At 72.4% G+C, this 11951-nt stretch carries 13 protein-coding genes and 1 riboswitch; of the genes, 1 reads left to right on the forward strand and 12 read right to left on the reverse strand.

The window, feature by feature from the left end:
* Nucleotides 1-19: 19 nt before the first annotated feature.
* Both B4K29_RS11755 and B4K29_RS11760 read right to left on the reverse strand, forming a co-directional pair.
* Nucleotides 20-1192, reverse strand: coding sequence for a GNAT family N-acetyltransferase (locus B4K29_RS11755; protein ID WP_286967383.1), 1173 nt, complete (start codon nucleotides 1190-1192; stop codon nucleotides 20-22).
* 33 nt (nucleotides 1193-1225) lie between these two features.
* Nucleotides 1226-1705, reverse strand: a complete 480-nt coding sequence (locus B4K29_RS11760; protein ID WP_286967384.1) for a VOC family protein — start codon at nucleotides 1703-1705, stop codon at nucleotides 1226-1228.
* 25 nt (nucleotides 1706-1730) lie between these two features.
* Between B4K29_RS11760 and B4K29_RS11765 the strand changes: the two genes are divergently transcribed.
* Complete coding sequence (locus B4K29_RS11765) at nucleotides 1731-2585, forward strand: AraC family transcriptional regulator (protein WP_286967385.1); 855 nt, start codon at nucleotides 1731-1733, stop codon at nucleotides 2583-2585.
* A 121-nt stretch (nucleotides 2586-2706) separates the two neighbouring features.
* On the opposite strand, the gene gcvP is transcribed toward B4K29_RS11765, so the two are convergent.
* The 10 genes from gcvP to B4K29_RS11815 all read right to left on the reverse strand — a co-directional run bounded on the left by gcvP (nucleotide 2707) and on the right by B4K29_RS11815 (nucleotide 11919).
* The gene (gene gcvP, locus B4K29_RS11770) at nucleotides 2707-5661 is read right to left on the reverse strand and encodes an aminomethyl-transferring glycine dehydrogenase (protein WP_376783665.1); all 2955 of its coding nucleotides are present in this window, start codon (nucleotides 5659-5661) and stop codon (nucleotides 2707-2709) included.
* Nucleotides 5662-5692: 31 nt separating this feature from the next.
* Nucleotides 5693-5839: riboswitch (glycine riboswitch) on the reverse strand.
* Between the two features lie 80 nt (nucleotides 5840-5919).
* Complete coding sequence (locus tag B4K29_RS11775) at nucleotides 5920-6495, reverse strand: MerR family transcriptional regulator (protein ID WP_019285791.1); 576 nt, start codon at nucleotides 6493-6495, stop codon at nucleotides 5920-5922.
* A gap of 279 nt (nucleotides 6496-6774) precedes the next feature.
* A complete protein-coding gene (locus tag B4K29_RS11780) occupies nucleotides 6775-7290 on the reverse strand; it encodes a bifunctional nuclease family protein (protein WP_037214111.1) in 516 nt (171 codons plus the stop codon).
* Between the two features lie 53 nt (nucleotides 7291-7343).
* A complete protein-coding gene (locus B4K29_RS11785) occupies nucleotides 7344-8048 on the reverse strand; it encodes a MerR family transcriptional regulator (RefSeq protein WP_019285789.1) in 705 nt (234 codons plus the stop codon).
* Entirely contained in the window at nucleotides 8048-8500 is a 453-nt protein-coding gene (locus tag B4K29_RS11790; RefSeq protein ID WP_019285788.1) for an FHA domain-containing protein, read from the reverse strand. Before B4K29_RS11790 ends, B4K29_RS11785 begins: the two co-directional genes overlap by 1 nt.
* A gap of 115 nt (nucleotides 8501-8615) precedes the next feature.
* Nucleotides 8616-9002 (reverse strand): glycine cleavage system protein GcvH, encoded by a 387-nt coding sequence (gcvH, locus tag B4K29_RS11795; RefSeq protein WP_239262375.1) that lies wholly within the window; start codon nucleotides 9000-9002, stop codon nucleotides 8616-8618.
* A gap of 58 nt (nucleotides 9003-9060) precedes the next feature.
* Entirely contained in the window at nucleotides 9061-9948 is an 888-nt protein-coding gene (locus B4K29_RS11800) for a DUF881 domain-containing protein (protein WP_286959222.1), read from the reverse strand.
* Nucleotides 9945-10277 (reverse strand): small basic family protein, encoded by a 333-nt coding sequence (locus B4K29_RS11805; protein ID WP_019285785.1) that lies wholly within the window; start codon nucleotides 10275-10277, stop codon nucleotides 9945-9947. Before B4K29_RS11805 ends, B4K29_RS11800 begins: the two co-directional genes overlap by 4 nt.
* Nucleotides 10274-11308, reverse strand: coding sequence for a DUF881 domain-containing protein (locus B4K29_RS11810; protein WP_286959212.1), 1035 nt, complete (start codon nucleotides 11306-11308; stop codon nucleotides 10274-10276). Before B4K29_RS11810 ends, B4K29_RS11805 begins: the two co-directional genes overlap by 4 nt.
* Entirely contained in the window at nucleotides 11305-11919 is a 615-nt protein-coding gene (locus tag B4K29_RS11815) for a CDP-alcohol phosphatidyltransferase family protein (protein ID WP_286967388.1), read from the reverse strand. The genes B4K29_RS11810 and B4K29_RS11815 overlap by 4 nt, the downstream gene beginning before the upstream one ends.
* Nucleotides 11920-11951: the final 32 nt, after the last annotated feature.

Genomic DNA, 11951 nt, shown 5'->3' on the forward strand with positions numbered 1-11951 from the left:
GCTGGCGCTGCGGTCGAGGTCAGGCCCGCCACTCGCGGGCGAGCAGGCCGTATGCCGCGCCGTCCACCCAGCCGTGGTCGGGATGCCACGAGTCGCGGACACCGTACTGCTCCAGGCGCATCCCGAGCCCGGACAGCAACCGGGCCGACGCCACGTTGTCGGCATACAGGCCGGCGGTCACCCGACGCACCCCGAGCTCGCGGAAGCAGCGGTCCAGGCCGGCAGCGGCGATCTCCCGCCCGTAGCCCTGTCCGTGGAAGGCCGGGTCCAGCACGTAGCCGAGCTCCGCCTCGCAGCCGTGCACGGGTCCGCCGGGCTGTCCGCCGCCGTCCCGCACCTCGATCGAGCAGGTGCCGACCACCCGGTCCCCGAGGCGCGCGACGAACGACCGGTCGTTCTGCCCGGGCTCCAGCCACGCGCGACGAAAGGCCCTCGGCTCCACCTGCGCTCGCAGCATCCAGCGTCCGACGTCGGGCAGGTTCCGATAGCGCAGCATCTGGTCCACGTCGTCCGGTGTGGCGTCGCTCAGGGACAACCTGGCCGTATGCCGCGCCCCGCTCTCCCACGGCACAGCCTCAGGGAGGGCCCGTCGTGGCGGGACCGCCGCCGACGCGTCGCGGATCTCACGAAGGCCACGCACCTCACCCCGCCACTCCTGCGCCAGGATCGCGTAGCCGTAGCCGTCGACCCACCCGTGCTCGGCGTGCCAGGAGTCCTCGACGCCGTGCTCCTCGCGCCGCATCCCGGCCTTCTCCAGGACGCGGGAGGACGCGGGGTTGTCCCGGTTGCAGTAGGCCTTGACGCCGCGCAGCCCCAGCGTGCCGAAGGCCACCGCGAGCAGCCCTCGGGTGAGGTCGGTCGCTACCCCCTGGCCGGCGTGGCGCGGGTCGACGATGTAGCCGATCAGCGCCTCGACCCCGCGTGGCGTCTCCTCGTGGTAACCGTGCTCCACGAGCTCCAGGAAGCCCATGGCCACGACCGTGCCGTCGCGCTCGGCGACGCACGAGTGGTCGGTCTCGCTGTCCGGCACAGCGGCCCACCCGCGACGGAACTCCTCCGGCTCCACGGAGGTCCGCATCATCCAGCGGTTGACGGCGGGGTCGTTGCGGAAGGTCAGCAGCTGCTCGACGTCGACGGGCGTCGCGTCGCGCAGGACGAGGTCGCCGCTGCGGCGCGGCCAGGGTGAGGGCATGCGGCCCACGCTAACGACGGCCGCACCGGGGCGTCACGCCGGTTTCCACCGCGCGACGGTCTGGAGGAGGTCAGAGCACGCAGGGGCGTCAGCCCAGCTCTTCGCGTCGGTCAGGCAGAACGGGTGTCCCGCCGGGTCGCGCAGCACCCGCCAGGTCCCCTCCTGGTCGTCGGCGTCGTCGGCCGGCTGCTCGTCGGGCACCGTCGCGCCCAGCTCGACGCAGCGCTGCTCGGCCGCCTCGATGTCCTCGACCGCCAGGTCGAGGTGGAACTGCTTGCGGCCCCCGGCGTCGGGCCATGCGGGCGGCTCGTAGCCCTCCACTCGGCCGAATCCCAGCGCGTGCGTGGGGCCGGTCAGCATGGCGTAGTTCTCGTCGCCGTACGCCTTGTCCCACCCCAGCACGGCGGTCCAGAAGTCCGCGACCGGGCCCGGGTCGGCGCAGTCCAGGGTCACCATCGCCAGGCGCGCCACGGGGGGTTGCGAGGTGTGGGTGGTCGAGTCGTTGGTCGTCATGCCGACAGGCTCCTACGATCGAGCGATGCCGGCTTGGACGAACCCGTCAGCGCCGACGCCCCCGCCGGGCGTGGTGCTGCACCCGAGCGCCCAGGCCCAGGCTGCTCCCCCGCGGAGCATCGAACCCGGACCCGAGCTCGCGCCACTCGTCGAGCGCCACTGGCTGCTCTCCTGGGACCTGCCCGCGCAGCAGCGCTTCCCCGGCTCGCTCGTCCCCCACCTCTCCCACAACCTCACCCACGAGGTGGGCTCGGGCCGGCCAGGGATCCCGTATGACGCCGTCGTGGTCACCGGCGTCCCGACGCGCCGGTTCGACGTCGACCTCGTCGGCCGCGGTCACGTGCTGGGCACGAAGTTCCACCCCGGTGCCCTCGCCGCCGTCATCGACGTCCCCGCCCGTGCCCTCACCGACCGAACCGTCCTCGCCGACGCCGTGCTGCCCCGCGCGGTCGTCGACGCGTATGCCGGTGCCGACGATCCCGGTGACCCCGAGGCCTTCCGGCATCCGGTCGAGCCGGCCCTGGCGACGCTCCTGGACCGGGTCGACCCGGCGTGGGCCGAGGTCCACGAGGCCGTCCTCCGCATCGCGGCGGACCCCAGGCTGACCACCGTCTCACGTCTCGTCGCCGAGACCGGGAGCAGCGAGCGCACCCTCCAGCGGCAGTTCGCGCGGTACGTCGGCGTCGCCCCCAAGCGGGTCATCACGCGCTACCGCCTGCACGACGCGGTGGCCGCCCTGGACGCGAGCACCGACGAGTCCCTGGCCGACCTGGCCGCCCGGCTCGGGTTCTTCGACCAGGCCCATCTGGCGCGGGAGTTCACGCGCTTCGTGGGGATCGCGCCCAGCGCCTACCGCGCCGGACGTCCCATCCGTGACTGACCGGACCGACCGGACCGACCGGACCGACCGGACCGAACGGACTCACCGCCGGTAGTCACACCTACCGGCCCTGGTCTCCCAGGCCGATGCGACTACCGGCGGCGGGTTCGTGCGCTGCGCGTCAGTCGTTGTCGGCGAACGCCTCGGGGGGCGGGCACGTGCAGATCAGGTTCCGGTCGCCGTACGCGCCGTCGATCCGCCGCACCGACGGCCAGTACTTCGACCGCGGGTCCACGCCGGCCGGGAACGCCGCCGTGCGGCGGTCGAACCCGTAGTCCCAGTCCCCCGCCAGCGACTCCGCGGTGTAGGGCGCGTGCCGGAGCACCGACGCGTCCGCCGCCACCTCGCCCGACCCGACCTGGTCGATCTCGGTCTTGATCGCGATCATGGCGTCGCAGAACCGGTCCAGCTCCACGAGGTCCTCGGACTCCGTCGGCTCGACCATCAGCGTCCCGGCGACCGGGAACGACATCGTGGGCGCGTGGAAGCCGTAGTCGATGAGCCGCTTGGCGACGTCGTCCACCGTGACGCCCGTGTCGTGGGTGATGCCCCGCAGGTCCAGGATGCACTCGTGCGCCACGAGCCCGTCCTGGCTGTAGAGCACCGGGTAGTGGTCGCGCAGCCGCGCCGCCACGTAGTTGGCGTTGAGCACGGCCGCGAGCGTCGCGCGGCGCAGCCCCTCGCCGCCCATGAGCCGGATGTACGCCCACGAGATCGGCAGGATCGACGCCGAGCCGTACGGCGCGGACGCCGCAGGTCCGGTCGCCGTCTCCGGCCCGGCCTCGGGCGCGAGCGGGTGGTTGGGCAGGTATGGCGCCAGGTGGGACCGCACGCCGATGGGGCCGACGCCCGGGCCGCCGCCACCGTGGGGGATGCAGAAGGTCTTGTGCAGGTTGAGGTGCGAGACGTCCGCCCCGAACTTGCCCGGACGCGCGACACCGACCAGGGCGTTCATGTTGGCGCCGTCGACGTAGACCTGGCCGCCGGCCTCGTGGACCAGCTCGCACAGCTCGACGATGGTGTCCTCGTAGACGCCGTGGGTCGAGGGATAGGTCACCATGATCGCCGCGAGCACCTCGCAGTGCTCCTTGACCTTGCCGCGCAGGTCCTCCATGTCGACCGAGCCGCCGGCCGTGGACTTGACCACGACGACCTTGAAGCCCGCCATCACCGCGGACGCCGCGTTGGTGCCGTGGGCGCTGGACGGGATGAGGCAGACATTGCGCTCCTCCTGCCCGTTCGCGCGGTGGTAGGCGCGGATCGCCATGAGGCCGGCCAGCTCGCCGGACGCGCCGGAGTTGGGCTGCATCGACACGGCGTCGTAGCCGGTGATCTCCACGAGCCACTGCTGCAGGTCCGAGACGATCTGGCGCGAGCCCGCCGACTGGTCGGTCGGCACGAAGGGGTGCAGGGACGAGAACTCGGGCCAGGTGATGGGCTCGAGCTCGGTGGTGGCGTTGAGCTTCATCGTGCACGAGCCCAGCGGGATCATGCCGCGGTCGAGCGCGTAGTCCTTGTCGGCGAGGCGGCGCAGGTAGCGCATCATCGCCGTCTCCGAGTGGTGCGCGCTGAAGACGGGGTGCGTGAGGTACTCGCTCGTGCGGGTCAGCGCCTCGGGCCAGGACGGGGCCAGGTCGCCGGGCACCGCACCCGAGAAGCTCGCGCCGAAGGACTCGACGACCGCCGCGACCTGCGCCCGGTCCGTCGTCTCGTCGAAGGACAGCTGCACCGTGTCGGCGTCCACGCGCCACAGGTTGAGGTCGCGCTCGAGCGCCGCCGCCATGACAGCGTCGGCGCGGCCGGGCACCGAGACCGTGAGGGTGTCGAAGTGGTGCTGGGTGCGCACGTCGACGGACGCGGCGACGAGGGCCTGGCGCGCGGCGGCGGTGTGCCGCTGGACGCGCTCGGCGATGCGCCGCAGCCCCTCGGGACCGTGCCAGACGGCATACATGCTGGCCATGACGGCCAGCAGCACCTGGGCGGTGCAGATGTTGGAGGTGGCCTTCTCCCGCCTGATGTGCTGCTCTCGCGTCTGCAGGGCGAGCCGGTATGCCGGAGCGCCCACCTCGTCGACGGACACCCCCACGAGGCGGCCGGGCATGGACCGCTCGAGGCCCTTGCGGACCGACATGAAGCCGGCGTGGGGACCACCGAAGCCCATCGGGACCCCGAACCGCTGGCTGTTGCCCACCGCGATGTCGGCGCCCCACTCGCCGGGCGGCGTCAGCAGGGTCAGGGCGAGCAGGTCGGTGGCGGCGGTCACGAGGGCCTTGGCCTCGTGGGCGGCCTCGGCCAGGGCGCGCCAGTCGCGCACCTCGCCGTCGGCGCCGGGGTACTGCACGAGGACGCCGAAGACGCCCTTGCCGCCGGAGGCCTCGAGCAGCCCCTCGGCCGTGGTCACGGACGACAGGTCCAGCCGCTCCACCTGGATGCCGAGCGGCAGGGCGCGCGATGCGATCACGGCGTAGGACTGCGGCAGCACCTGCTCGTCGACCAGCAGCACGGCGTCCTTGGCCGCCTTGCTGGACCGCCGCATCAGGGTCATGGCCTCGGCGGCCGCCGTGCCCTCGTCGAGCAGGGACGAGTTGGCGATGTCGAGCCCGGTCAGGTCGTTGACCATGGTCTGGAAGTTGAGCAGGGCCTCGAGCCGGCCCTGGCTGATCTCGGGCTGGTAGGGCGTGTAGGCGGTGTACCACGCGGGGTTCTCGAGCACGTTGCGCCGCACGACGGGCGGCGTCACGGTGCCGTAGTAGCCGAGGCCGATGAGCGAGGTCTTGACCTGGTTGCGGTCGGCGATCGCGCGCAGCTCGTCGGTGACGGCCTGCTCGGTGGGGGCTCCCTCGAGCGCGAGGGACGGGCCCCCGAGGATGGCGGCCGGTGCGGTGCGGGCGATGAGCTCCTCGACGCTGGGCTGGCCGATGACCTCCAGCATGCGCGTGACGTCGTCCTCGCGCGGGCCGATGTGGCGGGAGACGAACTCCGGCACGGTGGTGGTGCTGTCTGCGCTCACGGCAGGCTCCTCGTGGCAGGCGGGCGTAGGTCGGGCTCGCCGCTGCGGCGGGTCCGTCCCCTCCAGTCTGCGACGCCGGGGCGACGCATCCAGGGTGCCTGCCCACGCGGTCCGGGTGCCTGAGAGGTTCCGGGGTAGTTGCCCCTTCGGCGCCCCGCCGACGTCGACCTGCGGCACTTCGTCGCCTCGTCGCGACGGAGCATCATCGGCCTTCGCCGCGCAGGATCTCTCCCGCGTGAGGTGATCAGCGCTGCAAACCCTAGCAGCAGGGTGCCGCCCCGGCCGGCGCGACCCGGGTCGTCACGACCCTGGCGCGAGGGGTGGTCAGCCGGCGGAGCGGGTGCGGCGCCGGGCGGTGAGCTCGTCGCCCGGGAAGTCGGGCTGCTCCTCGTCCTCGAAGCGCTCGCTCGGCAGCGAGGACAGCTCGCCCTCGATCTCGCGCCACACGCGTCCGACCGCGATGCCGAAGACGCCCTGACCACCCTGGACGAGGTCGATGACCTCGTCGGCGGACGTGCACTCGTAGACGGAGGCGCCGTCGCTCATGAGGGTGATCTGCGCGAGGTCCTCGACGCCGCGCTCGCGCAGGGTCGAGATGGCCACGCGGATCTGCTGGAGGGACACGCCGGTGTCGAGCAGCCGCTTGACGACCTTGAGCACGAGGATGTCGCGGAAGCCGTAGAGCCGCTGCGTGCCCGATCCCGTCGCGCCGCGCACGGACGGCTCCACCAGGCCGGTGCGGGCCCAGTAGTCGAGCTGGCGGTAGGTGATGCCGGCGGCTTTGCAGGCGGTGGGTCCGCGGTAGCCGATGTCCTCGGACAGGTCGGGAAGGTCGTCGGTGAAGAGCAACCCCTGCGAGGCGGTCGGCACGACCGGGCGGTCGGTGTGCTCCGGTCCCACGGCCCCTCCCCCTTCGCGCTGCTCGTCTCGGCTGTCGGGCGTCGCGCGCAGTCGCGTGACGTGGTGCCGGGCTCGAGTTCGACGGTACGTCCCGGCCTGGGGGTCGTCAATCACATCAGCCCCCACCCGGCACGTGTGTCGGGCTGCGTCGGCGGCGGCGCGCCCAGGGGCTACCCGAACGGCCTACCGGGTCGCCCACCTTCTCTGCGACCCGGCTGACCGGCTGACCGGCTCGTCGGACCCCGGGGCGCGGGCCGGCCCAGACGTGGCACCTGGTCGTCAGGCCTCGTGAGGGCCCTCGTCCTGGCGTCCCTCGAAGTCCTCGGGCGTCACGTGGTCGAGGAACTCGCGGAAGCGCTCGACCTCGTCCTCGGCGGCCACCTCGCCGTCCTCGCCGGTCTCCCCGGAGATCGTCACGCCCGCCTCGTCGAGGATGGCCTCGGTGGTCACGAGGCCGGTGCCGGTGCGCAGCGCGATCGCGATGGCGTCCGACGCGCGGGAGTCCACCTCGATCGTGCCGTCGAAGACGAGCGTGGCCCGGAAGTAGCTGTCTTGCAGCGAGCTGATCCGGATCTCGGTGAGCCGGTGGCCGAGCGCGGGGATCAGGCTGGCGATCAGGTCGTGGGTGAGCGGCCGCGGCGGCTCGACCCCCTGCTGCGCGTAGGCGATCGCGGTGGCCTCGGCCGCTCCGACCCAGATGGGCAGGAAACGACTGCCGTCCGTCTCCTTGAGCAGCACGATCGGCTTGTTGGTCGGCATCTCGACCCGGACCCCGAGCACCTCTAGTGACCTCACCTCGCCACCGTACCTCGCGATCGGCGACCCGTCGCCGATGGCGCTCGTGGTGCTCAGTCCCCGAGACCGCCTCGAACCAGGGCGGCGTGCAGGGACAGGCAGGACCGCAGTATGTCGACCGCGGGGTCGTCGTCACGGCGTCGGGCCGCAGGCCCACGCACCTGCTCGACGAGGGCCAGCTCACGGTCGGCCGCCGTGCGGAACGGCCGCAGGTGCCGCGGCTCGATCCCGTGGGACGCGAGCTGGCCGGCCGCCCGGGCCACCGCCAGGTCGTCCTCGTCGAAGTGGCCGTGACGGTCGGGGCGCAACAGGCCGTAGGTCAGCAGCCCGGTGAGCGTGGCCTCGTCGATGCCGGCGGAGCGACGCACCTCGCGCTCGGTGAGCCGCAGCGAGGAGGCGGGAGCCGTGAGCAACGAGTCGACCGCGTCGGCGGCGACCGTCTCGGGGACGGTCGGGAGCGTGGACTCCCCCGGCCCCGACGGGGTGAGCCCGCGGTCGATGGCGTCCAGCGCGTCACGGATCACCTCGAGCGGCCAGAACCGGTCGCGCTGCGCGGTGAGGATGTAGCGCAGCCGCTCGACGTCCTCCTGGGAGAATACGCGATAGCCCGACGGGCGACGCTCCGGGGTGAGGAGCCCCTTGGACTCCAGGAACCTGACCTTGCTGATCGACAGGTCGGGGAAGTCGTCGACCAGCGCAGCGACGACGGCGCCGATCGTGAAGGTGCTGCGGGAGGAGGAGCCGTCGCTCACCGGCATCAGCTGGACGACGGGGCGTAGAACACGAGGCGGAACTTGCCGATCTGCACCTCGTCACCGGCCTGGAGGCGGCCGGCGTCCGTGCGCTCACGGTTGACATAGGTGCCGTTGAGCGACCCCACGTCCCGCACCTCGAAGGTGTCGCCCATCCGAACGAAGACTGCGTGCCGACGGGAGACGGTCACGTCGTCGAGGAAGATGTCGCTGTCGGGGTGACGACCGGCGCTGACCTCCTCGGCGTCGAGGAGGAAGCGGGCGCCGGTGTTGGGTCCACGCAGGACCACCAGCAGCGCCGTGCCGGGACGCAGCGCGTCGACGGTGGCCTGGTCGTGCGGCCCCTGCGTGCCGCCCCCGTCGGCGGTGAGGTCCGGCTCCTGACCGACGCCCTGGAACTGCTGCGTCGACGGGCCCTCGGGGAGAGGGCGACGGCCCTCCTGCTCAGGGTGGCTCATGATGCAGTCCCTCCTTGGCGATCAATCGGTGTCACCCGCGTGCCCGTCACGCGAACGTGCGGGTCACCGCGGGTGACACCGTATGAGAAATGTGTCCGAGGCACCAGCCTATCGGTCAGTCGAGCTGGGCCTTGTAGGCGCTCACGTCCATGAGACCGTCGAGCTGGCCGGGGTCGCTGACCTTGACCGTGAACATCCAGCCGCTGCCGTAGGGGTCGGAGTTGACCGACTCGGGGGTCCCGTCGAGCTCCTCGTTGACCTCGACGACCTCGCCGGACACCGGGGAGTACAGGTCGGAGACGGACTTGGTGGACTCCACCTCGCCGCACGAGTCGCCGGCGGAGACGGTGTCGCCCACGGCAGGGAGGCTGACGTAGACGACGTCGCCCAGCGCGTCCTGCGCGTAGGCGGTGACGCCGATCTTGGCGAGGTCGCCCTCGACGGCGACCCACTCGTGCTCGGCGGTGTAGCGAAGGTTCTCGGGGTAGGACAGCTCCGACATGGCGCTCCTTGTAGGTCGCGGATGACGTCCGGCTCGGACGGGCCTCCGTGGACGGGTGCTACGGAGCTGGTCCCGTCGTCGGGGCCGGCACGGGTTGAGCGTGACGTGGCTGCGCCGGCGTCGCCAGCGCGTCCACGGTGATGCTATCTGCCCGTGCCACGGCCGCGTCAGCGCCCTCCTGCCTCATGCTCTCGACGACGCCGCCCGGGATCCGCATGGCGGCATCCATGGTGGCCGGGTCGCCGATCGCCTTGACGACGTAGGGGGCGCTGAGCGGCTTGCCGTCGGCGCGCAGGGCGCCGTCCTGGGCACCGAACCACGTCGACGCGACGACCCGCACGTCACCGACCTGGATCGCCTCGGCGCCCGCGTCGCGCAGCTCCTGGACGACGTCCAGCAGCATGGGGGCCTTGACCTTGCCCTGCGGGTCGGTGATGCGGATCGTGACCCCGGGCCCCTTGGCCTTGGCGGTGCCCGCGAGGATGCCGAGCGTGTCGAGCCGCTCCCGGGCCGCGGTGACGGCGGCCTGTCCCTGCTGCGACCCGTTGACGAGCTCGTCCCGCTGGGCCTGCAGCTGACGCGCCTCGGCGTCGAGCCGGTCCGAGCGCGCGTTCTGGTCGTCGAGGATGCGCACGAGGTCGCTGGTGCGCAGGGACTCCAGACCGCGTCGTGACTGCGACTGCAGCTGGGTGGCGAGCGCGAACCCCAACAGCACCGCGAGGGCCGTGGCCATCGCGTTGGCCTTGGTGAGGCGGGGGCGGCCGACGCGGGCGAGCCGCCGCCACGCGGAGGGAGGGGTGGCGGTCGTGGGCGCGGTGGAGTCCGACGGAGAGGTGGAGGGCTGCGAAGCGGTGGAGGGCTGCGAAGCGGTGGAGGGCTGCGAAGCGGTGCGGGGCTCCGGCGTGGTGCCGTCGCCGTCGGGCGGGTCGGGGAGGCGCGTGCTCATGCGTGGAAGAGGTGTCGGCGGATCGACGCGACGTTGGAGAAGATGCGGACGCCGAGGACCACGACGACCCCGGTGGAGAGCTGGGCGCCGACGCCGAGCTGGTCACCGAGGAAGACGATGAGCGCCGCCACCACCACGTTGGACAGGAACGAGATGACGAAGACCTTGTCGTTGAAGATGCCGTCGAGGACGGCGCGCAGACCACCGAACACGGCGTCGAGCGCCGCGATGATCGCGATCGGGAGGTAGGGCTGGAGCCACACCGGCACCGAGGGGTCGAGGAAGACCCCGATCACGATGCCGATGAGCAGTCCGAGTGCGGGGATCACGGGTTGGCCTCCGTCGTGCTGGGCGTGGTGCTGGCTGGCTTCGTGCTGGTCGTCGTGCTGGCTGGTTTCGTGCTGGCGGGCTTCGCGCTGGTCGTCGTGCTGGTGGCTGGCTTCGCAATAGCAGCGGGTATGGCGGAGGCGGGCACCGGGGTCGCGTGGCGCAGCCGCACCCCGCTGTCGCCCTGCAGCACGAGCCGTTCCTGCGTCGCGACGTCGTGACGGATGCCGACCTCACGGCCGAGCGCGTCCAGCCAGCGGCCGCCCTCGGTGGCCTGGAACCGCGTGCGCAGCTGCTGCGGGTCCCCGATGGCATGGATCACGTAGGGCCGGGTCAGGGGACGGTAGTCGACCAGGATCGCCTCGCCGGCGAAGCGCACCGCCGAGGTCGACGTCAGCCGGTGCCCGTTGACGTCGACCGCCTCGGCGCCCGCCTCCCACAGCCCGTTGACGACGAGCTGCAGGTCGCTGGACTGCACCCGCCCCGGGTCCTGCTCGGACGTGCGGGGGTTGCCGTCGGCGGACGCCTCGGTGCTGGTGCGGGCGTCGTCGACGGTGACCGCCAGCCCCGGCCCCGTGACGGGGGTGGCCGCCGCTCCGAGCTCGGCCTGCCGCAGCCGGTCGGTCAGTCCCTGCTCGGCCTGGCCGGCCAGGACCTGCTCGCGGACGCGGGTCATCTCGGCCTCCCACGTCGCCATCTGCGCCTGGGTCCGGTCGGCCTCGGTCTGGCGGCGCTCGATCTGCGCCACGAGCGCGGACTTCTCGGCGGTGACGGCGGCCTTGGGCTGACGCAGGGCCATGCCGGCGCTCGCCACGAGCACCCCGATGAGCAGGAGATAGACGGTGGTGCGCCACGTGCGCCCGGACGGTGTCGGCGTGAGACCCGCCGCGACCCGGCGGTCGGCCTCGGCGGCATACCCGGGGTCCAGGGGACGGTGCATCATCTCCGTGAGCAGGGTCATGCTCTCGTCGGGACGACGCTGCCGTGGTGTGGGTGCTGACGGTGCCGGCCGTGCCCCTGGTGGCGTGCTCATGGTGCCTCCTCCCCCGACGGACGGCGCACGACCTGCTGCGCCTGGATGTAGTACATGATCGCCGACAGCCAGTACAACCCGGCACCCCACCAGGCGAAGGCCCACGCCACGGCCCGGACGACGGCCGCGGGGGTGCCCGGACCGTGCCCCAGCAGCATGAGCGGGAAGGCGGTGAGCAGGGCGAAGGTCGCGGCCTTGCCGATGAAGGACACCGGCAGCGTGCGCAGGCCGTGGCGTCGCAGGCGCACCATCTCGGTGACGCCCCACAGGTCGCGGGCGAGCAGCAGGGCCACGAACCACCACGGCACGACGCCGTGCACCATCAGGCCCAGCATCGTGGTGAGCACGAACAGCCGGTCCGCGACGGGGTCCAAGGTCTGCCCGAGCCGGCTGACGAGGTCGTAGCGGCGGGCCACCACGCCATCGACCCAGTCCGTCGCGGCCGAGACGGCCAGCACCCAGAACGCCTCGAGCTCGGCGTGCCGCACCAGCAGCAGCCAGAGGAAGACGGGGATCAGCACGAGCCGCAGGAGCGTGAGGGCGTTCGGCAGCGTGAGCACGCGCGTCGAGACGCCGGGCTCGGGTCCGCTCGGCATACCTGGGTCCCCCACGGGCTCCAGGCTAGGACCTCGGCAGACTCGGC

Origin of the sequence: Arsenicicoccus sp. UBA6765 (assembly GCF_002453335.1) — a bacterium.
GTDB lineage: Bacteria > Actinomycetota > Actinomycetes > Actinomycetales > Dermatophilaceae > Arsenicicoccus > Arsenicicoccus bolidensis.

Coding starts and splice junctions, on each gene's coding strand:
- B4K29_RS11755 (WP_286967383.1), bottom strand. CDS start 1,192: ATGCCCTCACCCTGGCCGCGCCGCAGCGGCGACCTCGTCCTGCGCGAC.
- B4K29_RS11760 (WP_286967384.1), bottom strand. CDS start 1,705: ATGACGACCAACGACTCGACCACCCACACCTCGCAACCCCCCGTGGCG.
- B4K29_RS11765 (WP_286967385.1), top strand. CDS start 1,731: ATGCCGGCTTGGACGAACCCGTCAGCGCCGACGCCCCCGCCGGGCGTG.
- B4K29_RS11785 (WP_019285789.1), bottom strand. CDS start 8,048: ATGCCGGTGAGCGACGGCTCCTCCTCCCGCAGCACCTTCACGATCGGC.
- B4K29_RS11790 (WP_019285788.1), bottom strand. CDS start 8,500: ATGAGCCACCCTGAGCAGGAGGGCCGTCGCCCTCTCCCCGAGGGCCCG.
- gcvH (WP_239262375.1), bottom strand. CDS start 9,002: ATGTCGGAGCTGTCCTACCCCGAGAACCTTCGCTACACCGCCGAGCAC.
- B4K29_RS11800 (WP_286959222.1), bottom strand. CDS start 9,948: ATGAGCACGCGCCTCCCCGACCCGCCCGACGGCGACGGCACCACGCCG.
- B4K29_RS11810 (WP_286959212.1), bottom strand. CDS start 11,308: ATGAGCACGCCACCAGGGGCACGGCCGGCACCGTCAGCACCCACACCA.